At 63.6% G+C, this 22,291-nt stretch carries 17 protein-coding genes; 13 read left to right on the top strand and 4 right to left on the bottom strand.

Features of this window, described 5'->3' with window-relative positions:
* The 11 genes from acs to infB form a co-directional block, all read left to right on the top strand.
* On the top strand, positions 1–1,866 hold a 1,866-nt coding region (acs, locus tag ACP150_RS13730; protein ID WP_424966580.1), incomplete at its 5' end, for an acetate--CoA ligase.
* A 5-nt stretch (positions 1,867–1,871) separates the two neighbouring features.
* Positions 1,872–2,561 (top strand): adenylate kinase, encoded by a 690-nt coding sequence (locus ACP150_RS13725; protein ID WP_424967221.1) that lies wholly within the window; start codon positions 1,872–1,874, stop codon positions 2,559–2,561.
* A 56-nt stretch (positions 2,562–2,617) separates the two neighbouring features.
* Complete coding sequence (locus ACP150_RS13720; protein ID WP_424967220.1) at positions 2,618–2,875, top strand: DUF4212 domain-containing protein; 258 nt, start codon at positions 2,618–2,620, stop codon at positions 2,873–2,875.
* Positions 2,876–2,893: 18 nt separating this feature from the next.
* The gene (locus ACP150_RS13715) at positions 2,894–4,663 is read left to right on the top strand and encodes a sodium:solute symporter family protein (protein WP_424967219.1); all 1,770 of its coding nucleotides are present in this window, start codon (positions 2,894–2,896) and stop codon (positions 4,661–4,663) included.
* 117 nt (positions 4,664–4,780) lie between these two features.
* Entirely contained in the window at positions 4,781–6,601 is a 1,821-nt protein-coding gene (locus tag ACP150_RS13710) for a putative nucleotidyltransferase substrate binding domain-containing protein (RefSeq protein WP_424967218.1), read from the top strand.
* 12 nt (positions 6,602–6,613) lie between these two features.
* Positions 6,614–7,129 carry a hypothetical protein gene (locus tag ACP150_RS13705; protein WP_424967217.1) on the top strand — a complete coding sequence of 172 codons (516 nt, stop codon included), beginning with the start codon at positions 6,614–6,616 and terminating at the stop codon, positions 7,127–7,129.
* 50 nt (positions 7,130–7,179) lie between these two features.
* Entirely contained in the window at positions 7,180–8,607 is a 1,428-nt protein-coding gene (locus ACP150_RS13700; protein ID WP_424967216.1) for an exonuclease domain-containing protein, read from the top strand.
* Positions 8,608–8,770: 163 nt separating this feature from the next.
* Positions 8,771–9,361 carry a ribosome maturation factor RimP gene (gene rimP / locus ACP150_RS13695; RefSeq protein WP_424967215.1) on the top strand — a complete coding sequence of 197 codons (591 nt, stop codon included), beginning with the start codon at positions 8,771–8,773 and terminating at the stop codon, positions 9,359–9,361.
* 14 nt (positions 9,362–9,375) lie between these two features.
* Complete coding sequence (nusA, locus tag ACP150_RS13690) at positions 9,376–11,013, top strand: transcription termination factor NusA (RefSeq protein ID WP_424967214.1); 1,638 nt, start codon at positions 9,376–9,378, stop codon at positions 11,011–11,013.
* A gap of 20 nt (positions 11,014–11,033) precedes the next feature.
* Positions 11,034–11,672 (top strand): RNA-binding protein, encoded by a 639-nt coding sequence (locus ACP150_RS13685; RefSeq protein WP_424967213.1) that lies wholly within the window; start codon positions 11,034–11,036, stop codon positions 11,670–11,672.
* Positions 11,669–14,158: a translation initiation factor IF-2 gene (gene infB / locus ACP150_RS13680; protein ID WP_424967212.1), complete on the top strand. Its 2,490-nt coding sequence runs from the start codon at positions 11,669–11,671 to the stop codon at positions 14,156–14,158. Before ACP150_RS13685 ends, infB begins: the two co-directional genes overlap by 4 nt.
* Positions 14,159–14,525: 367 nt before the next feature.
* On the opposite strand, the gene ACP150_RS13675 is transcribed toward infB, so the two are convergent.
* From ACP150_RS13675 to ACP150_RS13665, 3 genes are all read right to left on the bottom strand, one after another.
* Positions 14,526–14,924 (bottom strand): (deoxy)nucleoside triphosphate pyrophosphohydrolase, encoded by a 399-nt coding sequence (locus ACP150_RS13675; RefSeq protein WP_424967211.1) that lies wholly within the window; start codon positions 14,922–14,924, stop codon positions 14,526–14,528.
* Positions 14,921–16,129 (bottom strand): bifunctional glutamate N-acetyltransferase/amino-acid acetyltransferase ArgJ, encoded by a 1,209-nt coding sequence (gene argJ, locus ACP150_RS13670; protein ID WP_424967229.1) that lies wholly within the window; start codon positions 16,127–16,129, stop codon positions 14,921–14,923. Before argJ ends, ACP150_RS13675 begins: the two co-directional genes overlap by 4 nt.
* A gap of 122 nt (positions 16,130–16,251) precedes the next feature.
* A complete protein-coding gene (locus ACP150_RS13665; RefSeq protein WP_424967210.1) occupies positions 16,252–17,094 on the bottom strand; it encodes a peptidylprolyl isomerase in 843 nt (280 codons plus the stop codon).
* Positions 17,095–17,321: 227 nt separating this feature from the next.
* Between ACP150_RS13665 and secA the strand changes: the two genes are divergently transcribed.
* Both secA and ACP150_RS13655 read left to right on the top strand, forming a co-directional pair.
* Positions 17,322–20,039 (top strand): preprotein translocase subunit SecA, encoded by a 2,718-nt coding sequence (secA, locus tag ACP150_RS13660; protein ID WP_424967209.1) that lies wholly within the window; start codon positions 17,322–17,324, stop codon positions 20,037–20,039.
* Entirely contained in the window at positions 20,018–21,550 is a 1,533-nt protein-coding gene (locus ACP150_RS13655) for a hypothetical protein (protein WP_424967208.1), read from the top strand. The genes secA and ACP150_RS13655 overlap by 22 nt, the downstream gene beginning before the upstream one ends.
* Here ACP150_RS13655 and radC read toward each other — a convergent pair.
* Positions 21,522–22,283 (bottom strand): RadC family protein, encoded by a 762-nt coding sequence (gene radC, locus ACP150_RS13650; protein ID WP_424967207.1) that lies wholly within the window; start codon positions 22,281–22,283, stop codon positions 21,522–21,524. The genes ACP150_RS13655 and radC overlap by 29 nt on opposite strands.
* Between the last annotated feature and the right edge of the window lie 8 nt (positions 22,284–22,291).

Here is a 22,291-nt window from a genome sequence, read left to right as displayed (position 1 = left end):
GCGTCGGTTTCTGATCCTGAGGGGTTTTGGGGGGAGCATGGTCGGTCTTTGGACTGGATCAAGCCCTATACGAAGGTGAAGGACACGTCCTTTGCGCATGATGATGTGCATGTGAAATGGTTCGAGGATGGCACGCTGAACGTGGCGGCCAATTGCATCGACCGGCATCTGGCCACGCGCGGGGATCAGACCGCGATCATCTTCGAGCCCGATGATCCCGCCGAGCCGGCCCAGCACATCACCTACAAGGCCTTGCACGCTTCGGTCTGCAAGATGGCCAATGTTCTTGAAGAGATGGGCGTGCGCAAGGGCGACCGGGTCATCCTCTATCTCCCGATGATCCCCGAGGCGGCCTATGCGATGCTCGCCTGCGCGCGGATCGGCGCGATCCATTCGATCGTCTTTGCGGGCTTCTCCCCCGACGCCCTGGCCGCCCGTGTGAACGGTGCGGATGCCAAGGTTGTCATCACGGCCGATTACGCCCCCCGTGGCGGCCGTCAGACCCCGCTCAAATCCAATGCGGATGCGGCCCTGCTGCACACCAAGGACAGCGTCAAGATGCTGGTGGTCAAGCGCACCGGCGGTCAGACCACCTGGGTCGACGGGCGCGATTTCGACTATAACGAGATGGCGCTGGAGGCCTCGGACCACCACATGCCCGTCGAGGTCGAGGCCGAGCATCCGCTGTTCATCCTCTATACCTCCGGCTCCACCGGTCAGCCCAAGGGCGTGGTGCACAGCTCGGGCGGGTATCTTCTCTATGCGGCGATGACGCAGAAATACGTCTTCGACGTGCATGAGGGCGATATCTACTGGTGCACGGCCGATGTGGGCTGGGTCACCGGCCACAGCTACATCGTCTACGGCCCGCTCGCCAATGGCGGCACCACGGTGATGTTCGAGGGCGTGCCCACCTATCCGGACGCGTCCCGCTTCTGGGAGGTCTGCGACAAGCACAAGGTCACCCAGTTCTACACCGCCCCCACCGCGATCCGCGCGCTGATGGCGAAGGGGCCGGAGTTTGTCGAGAAATGCGATCTGAGCACGCTCAAGGTGCTGGGCACCGTGGGCGAGCCGATCAACCCCGAGGCCTGGAACTGGTACAATGACCATGTGGGCAAGGGCAAATGCCCGATCGTCGACACCTGGTGGCAGACCGAGACCGGTGGTCACCTGTTGACGCCGCTGCCCGGGGCCACGGCCCTGAAGCCCGGCTCGGCCACCACGCCCTTCTTCGGCGTCCAGCCCGTCGTGCTCGAGCCCACCACGGGCGAAGAGATCACCGCGACCGAATGCGAGGGCGTGCTCTGCCTCAAGGACAGCTGGCCGGGCCAGATGCGCACGGTTTACGGCGACCATGAGCGCTTCGTGAAGACCTACTTCTCGGACTACAAGGGCTACTACTTCTCGGGCGATGGCTGCCGCCGGGACGCGGATGGCTATTACTGGATCACCGGCCGGGTCGATGACGTGATCAACGTCTCGGGCCACCGGATGGGCACCGCCGAGGTCGAAAGCGCGCTGGTGGCCCATGCCAAGGTCGCCGAGGCCGCCGTGGTCGGCTACCCGCACGAGATCAAGGGCCAGGGCATCTATTGCTACGTGACCCTGATGAATGGCGAAGAGCCCTCCGAGGAGCTCCGCAAGGAGCTGCGCACCTGGGTCCGCACCGAGATCGGCCCGATCGCCGCGCCGGATCTGATCCAATGGGCCCCGGGCCTGCCGAAAACCCGCTCCGGCAAGATCATGCGCCGCATCCTGCGCAAAATCGCCGAAGACGACTTCGGCGCCCTCGGAGACACATCAACCCTCGCAGACCCCTCCGTCGTCGACGACCTCATCGAAAACAGAATGAATAAGGGGTGATCGACATGGATGGCGCAACTCTGACAACCGCGAAAACCGTCAATGTGATCCTCCTCGGCCCTCCGGGGGCCGGCAAGGGCACCCAGGCCCGGATGCTCGAAGAGAAGTTCGGCCTGGTCCAGCTCAGCACCGGAGATCTGCTCCGCGCGGCTGTGGCGGCGGGGACCGAGGCGGGCAAGGAAGCCAAGGCCGTGATGGAATCCGGTGGGCTGGTCTCTGACGAGATCGTTCTGGCGATCCTGAAGGATCGACTGGCCGATGACGATGTGAAGGCCGGGGTCATTCTTGACGGCTTCCCGCGCACCACGGCTCAGGCCGAAGCGCTGGACACGCTGCTGGCGGATACCGACCAAGGTATTGATGCGGCAATTTCGCTCGCGGTGGATGACGAGGCGATGGTCGAGCGGATTTCCGGTCGCTTCACCTGCGGAAGCTGCGGCGAAGGCTATCACGATACGTTCAAGGCGCCTGTGAAATCAGGCACTTGCGACAAATGCGGCGGCACGGACATGAAGCGTCGTGCCGACGACAACGCTGAGACGGTGCGCGAGCGGCTCAAGGCCTATCACGCCCAGACGGCACCCCTGATCACCTACTACGACAAAAAGCGCAGTTTGACCGAGATCAATGCCATGGCGGCGATCGATGAGGTTGCATCCTCGCTTGAGACTATCGTTAAGCGTGTTTTGGGATAACCCATGGGAGCGCCTCGCGCAGGGGCGTCTTCCTGATTTTGGAAAGGGAGAGAGTCGTGTCGGACAATTCTGACAATAGTGGCTACTGGGCGGCCAATATTCGCCTTGTGAAAATCTGCCTCGTAGTCTGGGCGCTTGTGTCGTTCGGATTTGGCATTCTACTGCGTCCGTTGCTTTCGGGCATCGCGGTGGGGGGAACAGACCTGGGCTTTTGGTTCGCCCAGCAGGGATCGATCCTCGTATTCCTGGCACTGATCTTCTTCTACGCCTGGCGCATGAACAGCCTCGACAAAGAATACGGCGTCGAAGAGTAATCCGAGGGACACGGAACAATGGATCAGTTTACCTTGAACCTGCTGGTGGTTGGCGCGACCTTTGCGCTTTACATCGGCATCGCGATCTGGGCCCGTGCGGGTTCCACATCTGAGTTTTACGCCGCGGGTCGCGGTGTTCACCCGGTCACCAACGGTATGGCGACAGCGGCAGACTGGATGTCTGCGGCCTCGTTCATCTCGATGGCGGGCCTCATCGCCTTCACCGGCTATGACAACTCCTCCTTCCTGATGGGTTGGACCGGTGGTTACGTGCTTCTGGCGCTGCTGCTGGCTCCGTATCTGCGGAAGTTCGGCAAGTTCACCGTGCCGGAATTCATCGGCGACCGCTTCTATTCGCCGACCGCGCGCATGGTGGCCGTGATCTGCCTGATCGTCGCCTCCGTCACCTACGTGATCGGTCAGATGACCGGCGTGGGCGTGGCCTTCTCCCGCTTCCTCGAAGTGGACAATGCGACCGGCCTCTTCATCGGCGCGGGCGTTGTGTTCTGCTATGCGGTTCTCGGCGGCATGAAGGGTGTGACCTACACCCAGGTGGCGCAGTACTGCGTTCTGATCACCGCCTACACGATCCCGGCGATCTTCATCTCGCTGCAGCTGACCGGCAACCCGATCCCGGGTCTGGGTCTGTTCGGCACGCATGTGTCCTCTGGCCAGCCGCTCCTGCAGCAGCTTGACCAGGTGGTTCAGGAGCTCGGCTTTGCGTCCTACACGGGCCACCATGCCGATACGCTGAACATGCTGCTCTTCACGATCTCGCTGATGATCGGTACCGCGGGTCTGCCCCACGTGATCATGCGCTTCTTTACGGTGCCCCGCGTGGCTGACGCCCGTTGGTCCGCTGGCTGGACGCTGATCTTCATCGCCCTGCTGTATCTCACGGCTCCGGCGGTTGGCGCCATGGCGCGGATCAACCTGATCGACACGGTCTACCCGAACGGCACGCAAGCGCAGCCGCTCGAGTATGAAGCACGCCCCGATTGGATGAAGAACTGGGAAGTCACCGGCCTCCTGAAGTTCGAAGACAAGAATGGCGACGGTCAGATCCAGTGGTACAACGACAAGTCCGCAGCCTTCGCAGAAACCGCAGCCGCAAATGGCTGGCAGGGCTCCGAGCTGACCGTGAACCGCGACATCCTCGTGCTGGCCAACCCCGAGATCGCACAGCTTCCGGGCTGGGTCATCGCGGTGGTCGCTGCGGGTGGTCTGGCTGCGGCTCTGTCCACGGCGGCGGGTCTGTTGCTCGCGATCTCCTCGGCTGTGTCGCATGACCTCTTCAAGGGTCAGCTGACACCGAACATGTCCGAGAAGAGCGAGCTGCTGACGGCGCGTCTCTCCATGGCGGTTGCCATCGGTGTGGCCACCTATCTGGGTCTGAACCCGCCGGGCTTTGCGGCGCAAACCGTGGCTCTGGCCTTCGGTCTGGCGGCAGCATCGCTCTTCCCTGCGCTGATGATGGGTATCTTCTCGAAGACCATCAACAACAAGGGTGCGGTTGCCGGTATGTTGATGGGTCTGGTGACAACCCTGATCTACATCTTCCTGCACAAGGGCTGGTTCTTCATCCCGGGCACCAACAGCTTCGATGACAGCGATCCGCTTCTGCTGACCATCAAGTCGACCTCGTTCGGCGCGGTTGGTGCGGCCCTGAACTTCGCGACGGCCTACTTCGTGTCCAGAGCGACGGATCCGGTGCCGGATGAGATCGTCGAACTGGTCGAAAGCGTGCGCATCCCCAAGGGTGCAGGCGCAGCGGCTGCTGACCACTAAGCTCCTCCTCTGGATGGGACCGGCCCACCCGGTCCCATCCCACCCCAAATCCTTGCGTCCCGGCCTGTTTCAGGTCGGGGCGCATTCTTCCTCGGTTCCAGCTGATGAGCGTGCAACATGTTGCAAGACCTGACGAAGATCCAGGCGTTCCTCGCCCATGTACATCCCTATGACAGTCTGACCGAAGCCGAGCTGGCCGCCCTTGCAGGCCGCGTCGAGCGGGTCGAGATTGCCGCCGGGGAGACGATCTATGCCCTCGGCGAGACTTTGCGCGGGGTCTATGTGATCGCCGCCGGCGAGGTCGCGATCGCCGACGAGACCGGTGCGCAGATCTCCCATCTCGGGGTCCGCAACAGTTTCGGCGAGCGCGGTTTGGCGCGTGACGGCCTAGCCGTGACCACCGCCACCGGCGCCAGCGATGCCGAGCTGCTGGTGGTGCCGGTCGAGGTGTATCACGAGCTCATCGAGGCCCATCCGGCCATCGCGAAATTCTTTGACCGCTCCCGCGGTTCCGACATCCGCAAGACCGATCTGGCCACGGCCCGGATTTCCGAGCTGATGACGCGGCAGGTCCTTGGGATCACCGCCGATGCCACGATCAAGCGGGCCGCCCATCTGATGCATGCCAAGCGCGTCTCGTCTCTGGCGGTGATGGAGGGCGGGCGACTGGCCGGCATTCTCACCGTGCGGGACATGACCCGGGTCGTGGCCGATGGCATCGCCACCGAGCGCCCGGTCTCGGAACTGATGGCGCGCGACCCGATCACCCTGTCGCCCGATGCGCTGGGATCGGACGTGCTGCATACCATGCTCGAGCGCAGGATCGGCCACCTGCCGATCACCGACAAGGGCGCGCTTGTGGGCATTGTCACCCAGACCGATTTGATCCGATTCCAGGCGCTGTCCTCGGCGCAGCTGGTTCATGACATTGTCTATGCCAAGACCCCGTCCGAAATCGCGCTGGTCACCAAGCGGCTGCCCGAGTTGCTCGCGCAGCTGGTCGGGGCGGGCAACCCGCACGAGGTTGTCACCCGGCTGATCACCGACATCGCCGATGCCGCGACACGGCGCCTTCTGACACTGGCCGAAGAGAGCCTCGGCCCCCCGCCCGTGCCCTATCTCTGGCTCGCCTGTGGCAGTCAGGGCCGGCAGGAACAGACCGGCGTGTCGGATCAGGACAATTGCCTGATCATCGATGACGCCATGACCCCCGGCATGGACGCCTATTTCAAGGCGCTCGCAACCTTCGTCTGCGACGGTTTGAACGAGGCGGGATATGTCTATTGCCCCGGCGACATGATGGCGACGGCGGATCGCTGGCGTCAGCCGCTGCGGGTCTGGAAGTCCTATTTCCAGAAATGGATCGCAAAGCCCGACAATGAGGCGCAGATGCTTGCCTCGGTCATGTTCGACCTGCGCGGGATTGGCGGGGAGCAGAGCCTGTTCGAGGATCTGCAGGAAGCGACGCTCAAGGCGGCCTCGGCCAACAGCATCTTCGTCACCCATATGATCGCCAACTCGCTCAAGCATACGCCGCCGCTGGGCATGTTCCGGGGCTTTGCGACGATCAAGTCGGGCGAGCACAAGAACCAGCTCGATCTGAAGCATAACGGCGTTGTGCCTGTGGTGGATCTGGGGCGGGTCTACGCCCTGCAGGCCCGGCTGACGGCGGTCAACACCCGCGCCCGGCTCGAAGCCGCCAAAGAGAACGGGGTGATCTCCACCTCCGGGGCGGCGGATCTGCTGGATGCTTACGACCTTATTGCGGAATCCCGGCTACAGCAGCAAGCTCGGCAGGTGCGCGCGGGCGAGAAGCCGGACAACTACATGTCCCCGACCAGCCTCTCGGATTTCGAGCGCAGCCACTTGCGGGACGCCTTCGTGGTGATCCGAACCATGCAATCCGCCGTCGGCTCCGGCCGGGGTGCGGTCACCTAAAGAAAGCGCCGTATGTTTCTCGAACTCATTGCCACATTCGTCATCGGCTTCGGCGTCGCCGGTGTCGTCCTTTTGCTGAACCGGATCTCCGGCGGGCGGTTGCCCCGGGCGATGCTGCCGATTGCGGCCGGGCTCGCCATGATCGGCTTCACCGTCTGGAGCGAGTATTCCTGGTACGACCGGACGGTCAGCCAGCTGCCCGAGGGCGTCGAGATCCTCGTCGTGCATGAGCAGCAGACCTTCTATCAGCCTTGGAGCTACGTGAAGCCCTTTGTGAGCCGGTTTCTGGCGGTGGATCTTGCGCGGGCCATGCGCAACGACACCCAGCCCGATCAGGTGATCGTCCCGCTCGTCTCCATGGAGCGGTGGCAATTTGGCAGCGAGGTGCCCGTGGCCGTGGATTGCGTTGGGTCAAGGCGCGCGGACCTCGCGGACGGTATCGAGTTTGATGAAGTGGGAGCTTTGGTGGACGCAGACTGGATCACCGTGGAGGCGGATGATCCCTTGCTGGAGGCTGTGTGCACGTAACGATCTGAAGGGGGAGTGCGATGTTGGAGACATTGAGTTTACGACTGCGCGTGTTTTTGTTTTTTGCCTTTGTCGCTGGGGGGGCCGTTCTGGCCGTGGCGGGGGCGCTCGTGCTGGGATACCGCCAGCTCGGCAGTGCCGACGCGCTGTCGGCCTTTATCACCAGCGGTGCAGTGGCGGGGTTCGTGATCCTGTCGCTGGTTACCTGGGTCTGGCTGCTTTTTGACGAGAATGTCGCCAAGGCGCTGGAAAACCTTGCCACGGATATGCGCGCCCGAGCCCATGCGGATGTGGAACGCGACCTCGATCAGGGCACGGCCAAGTATCTCGGCGATCTCGCGCCGGCGGCGGCGGCCGTGACGGCCAATCTGTCGGATATGAAGAACGGGCTGGCACAGGCGGTGATGCGCGAGACGACCCTGCTCGCGGCGGAAAAGAGCCATCTGGAGGCGCTGCTCTGCGATCTGCCCACGGGCGTGGTGCTCTGCAATGCCCATCATCAGGTGGTCTTCTATAATGGCCGGGCCCGGACCCTGCTGGAGCCGTTGGGCGGGATCGGGCTGGACCGGTCGCTGGCAACTGTGCTCGACGCCGCGCCGGTCGAGGCGGCCTATGCCCAGCTCATCGCGCAGCCGCGCGAAAGCTGCGCGGATATGCGGCTTGAACTGAATGAAGGGCGGCTGCGTCTTGGCGTCGGCATGCGTCTGGTCGAGCCCTTGCCCGATAGCGAGATCGAGCCGGGCTATATCCTCACCCTGCGGGATGCGCCGCGCACGGATGCGCCCTGCCAATGGCCGATCTCGATCCCGCGCGAGACCGCGTTTGATTTCGACCTGCTCCATGCGCGCCCGTCGCGGGATGTGATGGAGCATCGGCTCGACGACCTGAAATACGTGATTTTCGACACCGAGACGACGGGCCTCTTGCCGGATCGCGGCGACGAGGTGTGTCAGATCGCGGCCTGCCGGGTGGTCAATGGCAAGATGGTCAAGACCGAGGTCTTTGACACGCTGGTCAATCCGAACCGCCCGATCCCGCTCTCGGCGACGAATATCCATGGGATCACCGATGCCATGGTCGCGGATGCGCCGGATTTCCTGACGGCGGGCAAAGCGTTTCACGATTTCTGCGACGGGGCCGTTCTGATTGCGCATAACGCGCCTTTCGATATGGCGTTCTTCTATCGCAAGCAGGGCGAGATGGGCGCGCGGTTCGATCATCCGGTGCTCGATACGGTGCTGCTCTCGGCGGTGATCTATGGGCAAACGGCCCAGCATTCACTGGATGCGATTGCCGAGCGGCTTCACGTCACCATCCCCGAAGAGGCCCGGCACACGGCCCTCGGCGATGCGCTGGCCACCACGGAAGTGTTCCTAAAGATCCTGCCGATGCTGCAGGCCAAAGGGATCGAAACCTTCGGTGATTTGCTGGCCGAGACCAAGAAACACGGGCGCTTGCTCGAAGATCTCAACGCCTGAGCGCCTCGGGGGCTTGTCCCGAGGGGGATTCGCGCGTATATCGCCTTCAACAGCGGCGGCTGCGGGTCCAAACCGAAGCCTCCACCGATCTGATCCGACGGGCCGCAGGGCCCGTTTTTTTGTTTCCAACGACCAGACCTGCCGAGAAAGGCCGACCGATCCCGTGACCGATCTGATTGCCAAAACCACGCTCGATCAGCGCATCGCGGCCATTGTGGCCCCGGTGATCGAGGATATGGGCTATGAGCTTGTGCGCCTGCGGGTCATGAGCGGCAAGACCCGCACCCTGCAGATCATGGCCGAGAAGCCCGAGGGCGGGATCGAGGTCGATGATTGCGCGGCGATCTCGACCGCGGTCTCGGCGACCCTCGATGTCGAGGATCCGATCGAGGACAACTACACGCTCGAAGTGAGCTCGCCGGGCATCGACCGCCCGCTGACGCGGCTCAAGGATTTCGATGCGTGGCAGGGCTATGAGGCCAAGATCGAGACCACCGAGCTGATCGATGGCCGCCGCCGGTTCAAGGGCAATATCGTCGGAACCGAGGACGGCGAAGTGCTGATCGAGATCGAGGAAGGCACGATTGGCCTGCAATTCGACTGGCTCAGCGATGCGAAACTTGTGCTGACTGACGATTTGATCCGGGATGTCCTCAAAGGCCGCAAGGATGCGGGCCAGGTGGACGAAACCCAGTTTGACGAAATCCAGACCATCATCGACGGCGATGATGAACCACCCGCGAACACCGCGTAAGGGGAGAGAGACGAATGGCAATCACCTCCGCCAACCAGTTGGAGCTTTTGCAGACCGCCGAAGCGGTGGCCCGCGAAAAGATGATCGATCCCGTTCTGGTGATCGAGGCCATGGAAGAGAGCCTCGCCCGGGCGGCGAAGTCGCGCTACGGCTCGGAGATGGACATCCGTGTGTCCATCGACCGCAAGACCGGCGTGGCGACCTTCACCCGCGTGCGCACCGTGGTCGAGGATGAAGAGCTTGAGAATTATCAGGCCGAGCTGACCGTGGAGCAGGCCAAGCCTTATCTCGACGATCCCAAGGTCGGCGATACCATCGTCGATCAGGTCCCCCCGGTGGAAATGGGCCGGATCGCCGCCCAGTCGGCCAAGCAGGTCATCCTGCAGAAGGTCCGCGAAGCCGAGCGGGATCGCCAGTTCGAGGAATTCCAGGACCGCGCCGGCACCATCATCAACGGTGTCGTCAAGCGCGAAGAGTACGGCAATGTGATCGTGGATATCGGCCGGGGTGAAGGCGTGCTGCGCCGGAACGAGAAGATCGGCCGCGAGAGCTATCGCCCGAACGACCGGATCCGCTGCTTCATCAAGGATGTGCGCCGCGAAGTGCGTGGCCCGCAGATCTTCCTGAGCCGCACCGCGCCGGAATTCATGGCCGAGCTTTTCAAGATGGAAGTGCCCGAGATCTATGACGGCATCATCGACATCAAGGCCGTGGCCCGCGACCCGGGCTCGCGCGCCAAGATCGCCGTGATCTCCTATGACAACTCGATCGACCCGGTCGGGGCCTGTGTCGGTATGCGGGGCTCCCGCGTGCAGGCGGTGGTCAACGAGCTGCAGGGCGAGAAGATCGACATCATTCCGTGGAATGAGGATCAGCCGACCTTCCTCGTGAACGCATTGCAGCCCGCCGAGGTCTCCAAGGTGGTTCTGGACGAGGATGCGGAGCGGATCGAGGTCGTGGTGCCGGACGAGCAGCTCAGCCTTGCCATCGGCCGCCGGGGTCAGAACGTGCGTCTGGCCTCGCAGCTGACCGGGCTCGACATCGACATCATGACCGAGGCGCAGGAATCCGAGCGTCGTCAGGCCGAGTTCGCCGAGCGCACCAACATGTTCGTGGAGGCGCTCGACGTGGATGAGGTGCTGGCACAGCTTCTGGTGTCCGAAGGCTTCACCTCGCTCGAGGAAGTCGCCTATGTGGATCAGGACGAGCTGCTGGTCATCGACGGGTTCGACGAGGACACCGCCGAAGAGCTGCAGACCCGCGCCCGCGAGTTCATCGAGGAGCAGGCCAAGCAGGCCCTGGCGCGGGCCCGCGAGCTGGGCGTCGAGGACAGCCTGGTTGACTTCGAGGGCCTTACACCCCAAATGCTGGAAGCCTTGGCCAAGGACGGTGTGAAAACCCTCGAGGACTTCGCGACCTGCGCGGATTGGGAACTGGCTGGCGGCTGGACCACCATCGATGGCGAGCGCGTCAAGGATGATGGTGTCCTTGAGCCCTTCGATGTGTCCCTCGAAGAAGCCCAGCTTCTGGTGATGACAGCCCGCGTTCAGCTGGGCTGGGTCGATCCGGCCGATCTCGAGCCGGAGGCTGAGGAAGAGGCGTCCGGGGAGGGCGATATCGAAGGCTCCGCGGAGGAGGAGACCCAGGCCTGAGCGCAGGCACGGGCGCTGACATGACCCGGGGTGGGCGACAAAAGGACCGCGCGGCGGAAACGGCGCGCAAATGCATCGCCACAGGTGATATCCTGCCAACGGCAAAGCTGATCCGGTTCGTGACCGGCCCCGATGGCACGGTGGTTCCGGATCTGGCGGGCAAGCTGCCCGGTCGGGGGATGTGGGTCAAAGCTGAACGCGCGGCCCTCAGCCGCGCCGTGACCAAGAATCTCTTCCCGCGCGCCGCCAAGGCGCCGGTGAAGACGCCGGACGATCTGGTGGCGCAGGTCGAAGATCAACTTCAGGCGCGCGTGGTGTCTCTTCTGGCACTCGCACGCAAAGCCGGGCAGGCGATCTGTGGATTCGAAAAGGTCCGCGGCTCTCTGGATACCGGCATGGTGGTCGTGCTTTTGCAGGCTGCCGACGGCTCTGAACGGGGCAAATCGAAGCTGCGGCCCCCAGATGGCCCGGCAAGCTATATTGGCTGGCTGTCCGCCCGGGAATTGGGTTTGGCATTTGGCCGCGATAGTGTGATACATGGCGCCTTAACGGCTGGCGGACTCACAATGCGTGTTGTAGAGGAAGCCACGCGGCTTGCAGGCGTCCGCGAAAACGATGACGGCGGGTCCGCCGCCGGAAAGGATACGACAGACGTATGAGCGATACAGACGGCAAGAAAACACTCGGCCTCCGCAGCGGGTCCCGCACCGGACAGGTGAAGCAGAGCTTCAGCCATGGCCGGACCAAGAACGTTGTGGTCGAAACCAAGCGCAAGCGCGTTCTGGTGCCGAAGCCGGGTGCTCAGGGAGCTGGCGGTCGCGGCGATCCCAAGAAGCCGGGTGGCGCCACCGATGCGGAGATGGAGCGTCGCCTGCGTGCGCTGCGTGCAGCGAAGGCCAACGAGTCCGAAGAGGCCGAGCGCCGCGCAGCCGAGGAGAAGGCGCGCGAGGAAGAACGCGCGCGCCGTCGGGCCGAGATCGAAGCCAAGGAACGCGAAGAGCAGGAGCGTGCCGAGCGCGCCCGTCAGCGTGCCGAAGAGGAAGAGGCCCGCAAGAAAGCCGAAGCGGCTGCTGCGGCCAAACCCGCCGCACGGGCGAAACCCAATGATCCGGCGCCTGTCGATCCCGCGGCGGCCCAGGCGGCCGAAGCTGGACGCGGTGGGGCCAAGCCCTCGTCGGGTGCGCGCAAGGATCGCAATGATCGCGCGCAGCCCCGCAAGGAACAGAAGGGCAAGGGCGATGACCGTCGCCGGTCCGGCAAGCTGACCCTGAACCAGGCGCTCTCGGGCGATGGCGGGCGTCAGAAATCTCTCGCGGCCATGAAGCGTAAGCAAGAGCGCGAGCGCCGCAAGGCCATGGGCGGCAGCCAGGAGCGCGAGAAGGTTGTCCGCGACGTGCAGCTGCCCGAGACCATCGTGGTCCAGGAGCTTGCCAACCGGATGGCCGAACGTGTTGCTGACGTGGTCAAGGAGCTCATGAAAATGGGCATGATGGTCACGCAGAACCAGAGCATCGACGCCGATACCGCAGAACTCATCATCGAGGAATTCGGCCACAAGGTGGTCCGGGTTTCCGACGCTGACGTGGAAGACGTGATCGCAACGGTCGAGGATGACGACGACGACCTCAAACCGCGTCCGCCGGTCATCACCGTCATGGGCCATGTCGACCACGGGAAAACCTCGCTGCTCGACGCGATCCGGAATGCCAAGGTCGTCTCCGGCGAAGCTGGCGGGATCACCCAGCATATCGGCGCCTATCAGGTGCAGACCGATGACGGTACGAAGCTGAGCTTCCTCGACACGCCTGGCCACGCGGCCTTTACCTCGATGCGGGCCCGCGGCGCGCAGGTGACGGATATCGTCATCCTCGTGGTGGCCGCCGATGACGCGGTCATGCCGCAGACCATCGAGGCCATCAACCACGCCAAGGCGGCGCAGGTTCCGATGATCGTCGCGATCAACAAGATCGACCGTCCCGAAGCCAACCCGGACAAGGTCCGGACCGATCTGTTGCAGCATGAGGTGATCGTCGAGAAGCTTTCGGGCGATGTGCAGGATGTCGAGGTCTCCGCGATTAACGGCACCGGTCTCGACCAGCTGCTCGAATCCATCGCGCTGCAGGCCGAGATCCTTGAACTGAAAGCGAACCCGGATCGAGCGGCCGAGGGTGCGGTGATCGAAGCCCAGCTCGACGTGGGCCGGGGTCCGGTGGCCACGGTCCTGGTGCAGAAGGGCACGCTCAAGCGCGGCGATATCTTCGTTGTGGGTGAACAGTGGGGCAAGGTCCGCGCGCTGATCAACGACAAGGGCGATCGCGTGAACGAGGCTGGTCCGTCGGTTCCGGTCGAGGTTCTGGGCCTCAATGGCACGCCCGAAGCGGGCGACGTTCTGAACGTTGTGGCAACCGAGGCGCAGGCACGTGAGATCGCGGAATACCGCGAGAACGCCGCGAAAGAGAAGCGCGCCGCAGCCGGGGCCGCCACGACGCTCGAACAGCTGATGGCCAAGGCCAAGTCGGACGAGAATGTCACCGAGATGCCCATCGTCATGAAGGCGGATGTGCAGGGTTCGGCCGAGGCCATCGTTCAGGCGATGGAGAAAATCGGCAATGACGAGGTGCGCGTGCGCGTGCTCCACTCCGGTGTGGGCGCGATCACGGAATCCGATATCGGTCTGGCCGAAGCCTCCGGCGCGCCGGTCTTCGGCTTCAACGTCCGGGCCAACGCTCCTGCGCGGAATGCGGCCCAGCAGAAGGGCGTCGAGATCCGCTACTACTCGGTGATCTACGACCTTGTGGATGACGTGAAAGCGGCGGCAAGCGGGCTTCTGTCTGCGGAGATCCGCGAGAAGTTCATCGGCTATTCCGAGATCAAGGAGGTCTTCAAGGTCTCCGGCGTTGGCAAGGTTGCGGGCTGTCTCATCACCGATGGTGTGGCGCGCCGCTCTGCCGGTGTGCGTCTGCTGCGGGACAACGTGGTCATCCACGAGGGCACGCTCAAGACGCTCAAGCGCTTCAAGGACGAGGTCAAGGAAGTGCAGTCCGGTCAGGAATGCGGCATGGCCTTCGAGAATTACGACGATATTCGCCCCGGCGATGTCATCGAGATCTTCGAGCGGGAAGAGGTCGAGCGCAGCCTCGACTGACCCCTTGGGCCCCCGGCTTTCGGGGGCCTGCTCGCACAGCCGATATGGCAATAAAAAAAGGGTGGCTGTTCGGGCCACCCTTTTTCCGTTCTGAATCGCGTAACCGTTAGGCTGCGTGTCCGATCGGCAAACCTTCAAATGTGCGCGTTCCCACACGCACAACAATCCGACCGTTATCCAGCGTCTTCACGAAAAGACCCTGGATGGAAACGCAGCTCCCGAGAGTGATGGTACGAAGCATGTGTGTCTCCAGTGTAGTGCCAGACACATATAGCATTCATAACGGTTTGATTCATCTAAAAACTGCCACAAAAACGTTACTAAAATTTCGGCGGCAGGTCACAAATTGGGCGAATTGTTTATGAAGTCACAGCCAATCGCGTAAAATCGGGATGAGTGGAATGTCCGCCGGAGGCATCGGATAATCGCGCAGCTTGGACGGCTCGACCCATTTAAGGACCTGATTCTCAACAGGTTTCGGAATTCCGTCCCATTTGCGGCACACGAAAAGTGGCATCAGAAGGTGGAAATCTGCATAGGTATGCGACGCGAATGTGAGCGGCGCGAGACAACTGTCCCAGGTTTCGATGCCGAGCTCTTCGCGCAACTCCCGAATCAGGCAGTTTTCGGGCGTTTCGCCCGGTTCCACCTTGCCCCCGGGGAATTCCCAGAGGCCCGCCATGGACTTTCCTTCGGGGCGTTGGGCCAGCAGAACCCGCCCATCTGTGTCTACGAGCGCAACCGCGGAGACCAATATGATTTTCATGAGCGATAGTCCGCGTTGATCTCGATATAGCGTTTCGTGAAGTCGCAGGTCCACATGGTCGCCGCACCAGAGCCGAGACCGAGATCCGTGTGGATCGTGATCTCTTCGCGACGCATATAGGCGGCCCCGTCTTCCTCGGTATAGCTCGCCGCGACCCAACCGGCCTCGGCCACAAGGATATCGCCAAACCGGATGGTGAGCCGATCGCGATCCGCCTGCGCGCCCGACTTGCCCACGGCCATAACGATGCGTCCCCAGTTCGGGTCCTCGCCCGCCGCCGCGGTCTTCACGAGCGGAGAGTTCGCAATGCTGCGCGCCACGGCCCAGGCATCCTCATCGCTCGCCGCGCCGGTCACCTCCACCTCGATCAGCTTCGTGGCGCCTTCGCCATCCCGCACCACCTGCTGAGCCAGATCGTGGAAGACGGCACCCAATGCGTCGGCAAAGGCTGCGCCCTCGGGGCTATCTGGATCGGTGATTGTTACGTGATCTGCCGCACCGGTGGCCGCGCAGATCAGGCTGTCCGAGGTCGATGTATCACCATCCACCGTGATCGCGTTGAAACTCCGCGCATTGAGCCGCGCGACAAGGGTTTGCAGCGCGGGTTGCGTGATCGCCGCATCGGTAAAAACATAGACGAGCATCGTCGCCATATCGGGCGCGATCATGCCCGAGCCCTTGGCGATCCCTGCGACCGTCACCTTGGTGCCGCCGATCTGCGCCGTGGCCGTCGCGGCCTTGGCATAGGTGTCGGTCGTCATGATCGCATGGGCCCCGTCGCGCAGGCCGTCCGCGTGCAGGCCGTCCTTCAACTCTGCCAGCCGGTCGATGATCTTGGCATGGGGCAGCGGCTCGCCAATCACGCCGGTCGAAGCTGTGAAAATCCGTGACACTGGCACCGAGAGGCAGGCAGACAAGGCCTCGGTCACCGCTTCGACCGTGCCGGATCCGGCGCTGCCGGTGAAGGCATTGGCATTGCCGGCATTCACGAGGATCGCCGCACCCGAGTCGAGATTTGACCCTGCCGCCAGTTTCGCCTCGCAATCAAGCACCGGCGCTGAGCGGGTTGCCGAGCGGGTGAATACACCGGCGATGACCGTGCCCGGAGCAAGCTCGGCGAGCATCACGTCATCGCGGTCGCGATACTTGATCCCCGCCGCGCAGGTCGCGAGGCGCAGCCCGGCTATCTCGGGCAGCGCGGGCATTTCGGGCGGCGCAAGGGGCGAGACCACCGGCCCGGCGGGCGCATTCGGCGCGCGCAGAGCCTTGCGCAGCCGCGCGTTTTCTTGCCAGCGCGCGCGGCGGGACCTGTTCCGGCGCATGAGGCTTAGTCCAGAAGACTGGTGTCGCGGATCAACGCCGGGTCAATCTCGGTTTCGGACCGTGTGACCTCGACAGCGCCCACCAGGGACTCCACGACCTCACTGGCGGCGGCCTCGGACAGCCGCTCTTCGATTGTGCCACGCACTTCTGCGAGGTCGGGCGCTGCGGAATCCCGTGTGTCATTGAGCCGTACCACGTGCCAGCCGAATTGGGTCTGCACCGGGGGCGAGATGCCTCCAGGCTCCAGCGCGAGGACAGCAGCCTCGAAAGGCGCGACCATCATGCCCTTGCCGAACCATCCCAGTGAGCCGCCATTCGGGCCGGACGGCCCGGTCGACCGGGCTTGCGCGAGCTCGGCGAAATCCGCGCCGCCGTCGAGCTCGGCGATCAGGTCGAGCGCTTCTTCTTCGGTTGCCACGAGAATGTGAGATGCGTTGAATTCCTGCTCCGGCTCGACACTCGCAAACTGAGCATCATAGGCCGACTGCACTGCGTCTTCGGTGACGGCGGCTTCGATCGCGCCGGAAATCACCGTGTTCGCCATCAGGGCCCAACGCTGGCTTTCCAGCGACAGTTCGAGCCCAGTGGGCAGGGTGTCCCCGAGGGATTGCGCGATGGCGGCCTGACGCACCAATTGCTCAAGAAGACCCGAAAACAGCTGATCATCGTCCATCTGCTGGAACTGCGCGGGGAGGCTGTCGGCCACCGCAATCAAGTGTCCAAGCGTGATCTCTTCGCCGCCAACGGTGGCCAGAACGGTGCTCGCATCCTGGGCCTGCGCCGAGATCGGAAAGAGCAGTGTCATCCCAAGCGCAAGCCGGGCGAGGGGGGTGCTGATTATGTTCACGAAGGTGTCTCCTGTTGCACGCGCGTTAGCGGCGTTTTCGCCTTGTCTACAAGGCCACATTGACAGTTTCGGGCCCGCCCCTTAAGTGCGGTATGTCCCCGGGGGCCGTGTGGCCGCACCGTCTCAGATGCCGTTTGTAAGCCGCACCCGAGGCGTGGGCAAGCGCGGAGCTTCGGGCAAGGATCACGAACGGTCGATAGGGCCGCAACCGGAGTACGATATCGACAATGCTGGGTCTTGGAACCATCACCAAAAAGGTCTTCGGGACCCCCAATGATCGCAAGGTCAAATCCGTCCGCCCGCTCGTGGCCAAGATCAACGCGCTCGAGGACGAGTTCAAAGCCCTCGACGACGCGGGGCTGATCGCCAAGACCGCCGAGTTCAAGGAGCGGATCGCCAACGGCGAATCCCTCGACGCGCTGCTGCCGGAGGCTTTTGCCAATGCACGCGAAGGCGCGCGCCGTGCGCTGGGTCTGCGGGCGTTCGACACGCAGCTCATGGGCGGGATCTTCCTCCATCAGGGTAATATTTCCGAGATGAAGACTGGCGAGGGCAAGACCCTCGTGGCGACCCTGCCGGCCTATCTGAACGCGCTGACGGGTAAGGGCGTGCATATCGTGACCGTCAACGACTACCTCGCCCGCCGCGACGCGGAATGGATGGGCAAGGTCTATGCGCAGCTCGGGCTGACCTGTGGCGTGGTCGTGCCGTTCCAGGCCGAGGATGAGAAGGCCAAGGCCTATGCCGCCGATGTCACCTATGCGACCAACAACGAGCTGGGCTTCGACTATCTGCGCGACAACATGAAATCCGAGCTGAGCCAGATGTCCCAGCGCGGTCACAATTACGCGATTGTCGACGAGGTGGATTCGATCCTGATCGATGAGGCGCGGACGCCGCTGATCATCTCGGGGCCGAGCCAGGACAAGTCCGACCTCTACACGGCCGTGGACAAGGTCATTCCCGAGCTCACCGACGAGCATTTCACGCTGGACGAAAAGACCCGCGGTGTGACCTTCACCGATGAGGGCAACGAGTTCCTCGAGGCCAAGCTGCACGAGGCCGGGATCCTGCCGGAGGAGCAATCGCTCTATGATCCGGAATCGACCACCGTCGTGCACCACGTCAACCAGGGCCTGAAGGCGCACAAGATCTTCCACAAGGATCAGCACTATATCGTCCGCAATGGCGAGGTCGTGCTGATCGACGAGTTCACCGGGCGGATGACCCCGGGTCGTCGCATGTCCGAAGGGCTGCATCAGGCGCTGGAGGCCAAGGAAGGCGTCGAGATCAAGCCCGAGAATGTCACCCTCGCCTCGGTGACCTTCCAGAACTACTTCCGGCTCTACAACAAGCTGGGCGGCATGACCGGCACGGCCTCGACCGAGGCCGAGGAATTTGCCGAGATCTATGGGCTGGGCGTGGTCGAAGTGCCGACCAACCGTCCAATCCAGCGCGAGGATGAGCACGACCAGATCTACCGCACGGTCAAAGAGAAGTTCGATGCCATCGTCGAGACGATCAAGAAGGCCCATGAGAAGGGTCAGCCGATCCTTGTGGGCACGACCTCGATCGAGAAATCCGAGTTCCTCGCGCAGCTGCTGAAAAAAGAGGGCGTGCCCCATAACGTTCTGAACGCGCGCCAGCATGAGCAGGAAGCCCAGATCGTCGCCGATGCGGGCAAGCTGAATGCTGTGACCATCGCGACGAACATGGCCGGCCGCGGAACCGATATTCAGCTCGGCGGCAATGTCGAGATGCGCGTACTGCAGGCCTTGGCCGAGACGCCGGATGCCAACCCGGACGAGATCCGCACCCGGATCGAGGCTGAGGTGCAGGACGAAAAGCAGAAGGTGCTCGATGCGGGCGGCCTCTTCGTTCTGGCCACCGAACGCCATGAAAGCCGCCGGATCGACAACCAGTTGCGTGGCCGCTCCGGGCGTCAGGGGGATCCCGGGCGGTCGTCCTTCTTCCTGTCGCTCGAGGATGATCTCATGCGGATCTTCGGGTCCGAGCGTCTCGACAAGGTGCTGAGCTCGCTAGGCATGAAAGATGGCGAGGCCATCGTCCACCCTTGGGTGAACAAGTCGCTCGAAAAGGCGCAGGCGAAGGTCGAGGGCCGGAACTTCGACATCCGCAAGCAGTTGCTGAAATTCGACGACGTGATGAATGACCAGCGCAAGACGATCTTCTCGCAGCGCATGGAAATCATGGAAACCGAGGACGTCGCCGAGATCACCCGGGACATGCGCCATCAGGTGATCGATGATCTCGTCGATGAGTTCATTCCGCCGAAAACCTATGCAGATCAGTGGGATGCCCATGGGCTCTATGCTGCCGTTCTGGAAAAGGTCGGGGTCGATACCGATGTCATTCGCTGGGCCGAAGAAGAAGGCGTCGATGATGAAGAGATCCGCGAACGGCTGGCGCGGGCCTCGGATGAGTTCATGGCCGCCAAGACCGCGCAGTTCGGCGTCGACAACATGCGGCGCATCGAGAAGCAGGTTCTGCTGCAGACCATCGACCAGAAGTGGCGGGAGCATCTTTTGACACTCGAGCATCTGCGCTCGGTCGTCGGGTTCCGGGGCTATGCGCAGCGTGATCCGCTGAACGAATACAAGACCGAGGGCTTCCAGCTTTTCGAAAGCATGCTCGACAGTCTGCGGGTAGAGATCACCGACAAGCTCGGGAAGATCCGCCCCCTGACCGAGGAAGAGCAGCAGGCGATGATGCAGCAGATCGCGGCCCAGCAGGCCGCGGCCGCCGCTGCCGCCCAGGCGCAGGCACAGGCGAAGCCGGTCCTGCAGCCGGCCGAGGCGGCCGGTGCCGTCGCCGAAGGCTTTGTCGAGGACGATCCGAGCACCTGGGGCAACCCGGGCCGGAACGACCCTTGTCCCTGCGGATCCGGGAAGAAGTTCAAGCATTGCCACGGGCGCTACACCTGAAGATAGGGCGCGCGGTCGGCTTCGGGCTCGCCGCGCTCGCGATCTGCGGCGGGGTGCGGGCCGAGCCCGTCACCCTGACATCGCGCTCTGACGGCTTCGCCGTGACCGGGGCTTTGCACGCCTTCGATGGCCGCTTTTACCAGATCGACGCGCAGCATGGCCGTCTCACTCTGGCCGCGGATCAGGTGATCTGCGACGGGGCGGGCTGCCCCGCGCCCAACCAGACGACCGGCTTTGCGGTCACCGCGGCCCATGGCCCGGGGACGGTACTGCTTCCTGCGCTGTTGCAGGCCTATGCGCGGGGGCGAGATCTTGCCGTCTCCCGCGTGGCGGTGGATTCCAACCATTTCGAGGTTCAGCTCGGCGGCCCCGATGCCGCGCAGTGGTTCACCGTCCGTGTGCGCCTCGCGGTCCCGGCCGAAGGCTTTGCCGATCTCGCCGTGGGCGAGGCGGATCTCGTGCTCAGCGATCGGCTCGTGTCCGAGGACGAGCGCGCGATTGCGCGGGATGCGGGGATCGGGGATCTGACCGCGCCAGCGCAGGAAGGCGTGCTGGCCTTCGACGCGTTGATCGCGGCAACCTCGCCACGTCGTGCGCCGCGGGCGGTGACACCGAAGGCCTTTCGCACGCTCTGGTTCAGCCGCGATCCCGACTGGGCCGCGCTTGGCCATCCGGCGGCGCCGTTGCGATTGCATGCCCGCGCCCATGGGGAGGATCTTGCGAAGCTCGATGACGGTGCTGCGTCCCCGGGTGCGCCGGTGACCTACCACGCGCAGGGCGCGGATCTGGCGGCGGTGCTGCGCGATCAACCCTCAGGACTTGGGTTGCTACCCTTGTCGCGGCGGGGCCCGGCGCAAGCTCTGCCGGTTGCCGGGGCTTGTGGATTGGCCCATGCGGCCACGGCGACCGGCGTTGCACTGGGGCGGTATCCTTGGATCTTTCCGCTTGCGCTCTACACGCCGGACCGTCGCGCGCCCTCGGATCTCGAGGCGTTCGTGACCTTCCTGAACACTGCCGAGGCGCAGCCCGTGTTGCGCCGCGCCGGCTATGTGCTGCCCTCGGCCCGTCCCGTCGAGACTTCCCTGCCGGAACAGGTTTTTGCGGCCATGGCGGCGGCGGATGAGGCGGAGTTGCGGGTGTTGCAGGATCTGGCGCGCGGTCTGAACGGGGCCACGCAACTGGGCCTGTCCCTCCGGCCCTCCGCAACCGCTCGGGACCTTCGCGCCCTGAGTGCTGCCGCGTTCAATGCCCTGGCAGCGCTCGAAACCGACGCACAGTTGGTTCTGGTCGCCTATGCCGAGACGGCGGCCCAGGCGCAGGCGGATGCGCAGCAGGTGCTCATCGATCTGACCGCCGCGCGGGCGGATCGCCCGCCCCTCAAGACCGAGATCGTCGCGGTCGGGCCCAGCCTGCCGATTGCCTGTGCAGGGGAAGAGTGGTCTGCCGAGATGACCCGCCGGATCGATATCTGGCAACGACCGGTTACAGATAGCCTTCGGATCGAAAACTGACTTCGCGTGATTTGCCGATCACCAGGTGATCGTGCAACCGCAGGCCCAGAACCTCCGCCGCATCGCGGATCGCATAGGTCATGGTGATGTCCTGCTCCGAGGGCGTCGGATCCCCCGAGGGATGATTATGCACGAGGATCAGCGCAGAGGCGTTCAGCTCCAGCGCCCGTTTGGCGATCTCGCGCGGATAGACCGGCACGTGATCTACCGTGCCCTGCGCCTGGGGTTCATCGGCGATCAGCACGTTCTTGTTGTCGAGATAGAGCACCCGAAAATGCTCCCGGTCGAGATGGGCCATGGCGGTCTGGCAGTATTCGAGCAGCGCGTCCCAGCTGGACACCACCGGCCGGTCGAGCACCTTGCCCCGGGCGAGGCGATGGGCTGCGGCCTCCACGATCTTGAGTTCCAGCGCGACAGCCTCTCCCACGCCATCTACGGCTAGGAGCCGGGGCAGGGGGGCGGCCAGAACATGGGTGAAATCGCCGAAGGTCTCGATCAGCCGCCGGGCCAGGGGTTTGACATCCTGCCGGGGGATCGCGCGGAACAGAACAAGTTCCAGCAGCTCGTAATCGGGCACGGCATCGGCGCCGCCTTCGAGGAACCGCTGCCGCAGCCGCTTGCGGTGATCCTTGATATAGGAAGGTTGCTGCGCCGGTTTGGCGGGGCGGGCCGGCGTCGCCGCCTCGGCAAAGAGGGGCATCGGAGCTTCGTGAAAGGCGCGGGTGCGGGGCATAGCGCTAG

The organism is Dinoroseobacter sp. S375 (genome assembly GCF_049800775.1).
Classification (GTDB): Bacteria; Pseudomonadota; Alphaproteobacteria; order Rhodobacterales; family Rhodobacteraceae; genus Dinoroseobacter.
Note: the sequence above shows the minus strand (reverse complement) of the source record. Positions and strands in the feature narration are given on the sequence as shown.

Excerpts from the sequence above, each read along its gene's own strand:
- radC (WP_424967207.1), bottom strand. The coding sequence starts at position 22,283 with ATGCCCCGCACCCGCGCCTTTCACGAAGCTCCGATGCCCCTCTTTGCC.
- ACP150_RS13685 (WP_424967213.1), top strand. The coding sequence starts at position 11,034 with ATGACCCGGGGTGGGCGACAAAAGGACCGCGCGGCGGAAACGGCGCGC.
- infB (WP_424967212.1), top strand. The coding sequence starts at position 11,669 with ATGAGCGATACAGACGGCAAGAAAACACTCGGCCTCCGCAGCGGGTCC.
- ACP150_RS13710 (WP_424967218.1), top strand. The coding sequence starts at position 4,781 with ATGTTGCAAGACCTGACGAAGATCCAGGCGTTCCTCGCCCATGTACAT.
- argJ (WP_424967229.1), bottom strand. The coding sequence starts at position 16,129 with ATGCCCGCGCTGCCCGAGATAGCCGGGCTGCGCCTCGCGACCTGCGCG.
- ACP150_RS13715 (WP_424967219.1), top strand. The coding sequence starts at position 2,894 with ATGGATCAGTTTACCTTGAACCTGCTGGTGGTTGGCGCGACCTTTGCG.
- ACP150_RS13725 (WP_424967221.1), top strand. The coding sequence starts at position 1,872 with ATGGATGGCGCAACTCTGACAACCGCGAAAACCGTCAATGTGATCCTC.
- ACP150_RS13675 (WP_424967211.1), bottom strand. The coding sequence starts at position 14,924 with ATGAAAATCATATTGGTCTCCGCGGTTGCGCTCGTAGACACAGATGGG.
- ACP150_RS13705 (WP_424967217.1), top strand. The coding sequence starts at position 6,614 with ATGTTTCTCGAACTCATTGCCACATTCGTCATCGGCTTCGGCGTCGCC.
- secA (WP_424967209.1), top strand. The coding sequence starts at position 17,322 with ATGCTGGGTCTTGGAACCATCACCAAAAAGGTCTTCGGGACCCCCAAT.
- nusA (WP_424967214.1), top strand. The coding sequence starts at position 9,376 with ATGGCAATCACCTCCGCCAACCAGTTGGAGCTTTTGCAGACCGCCGAA.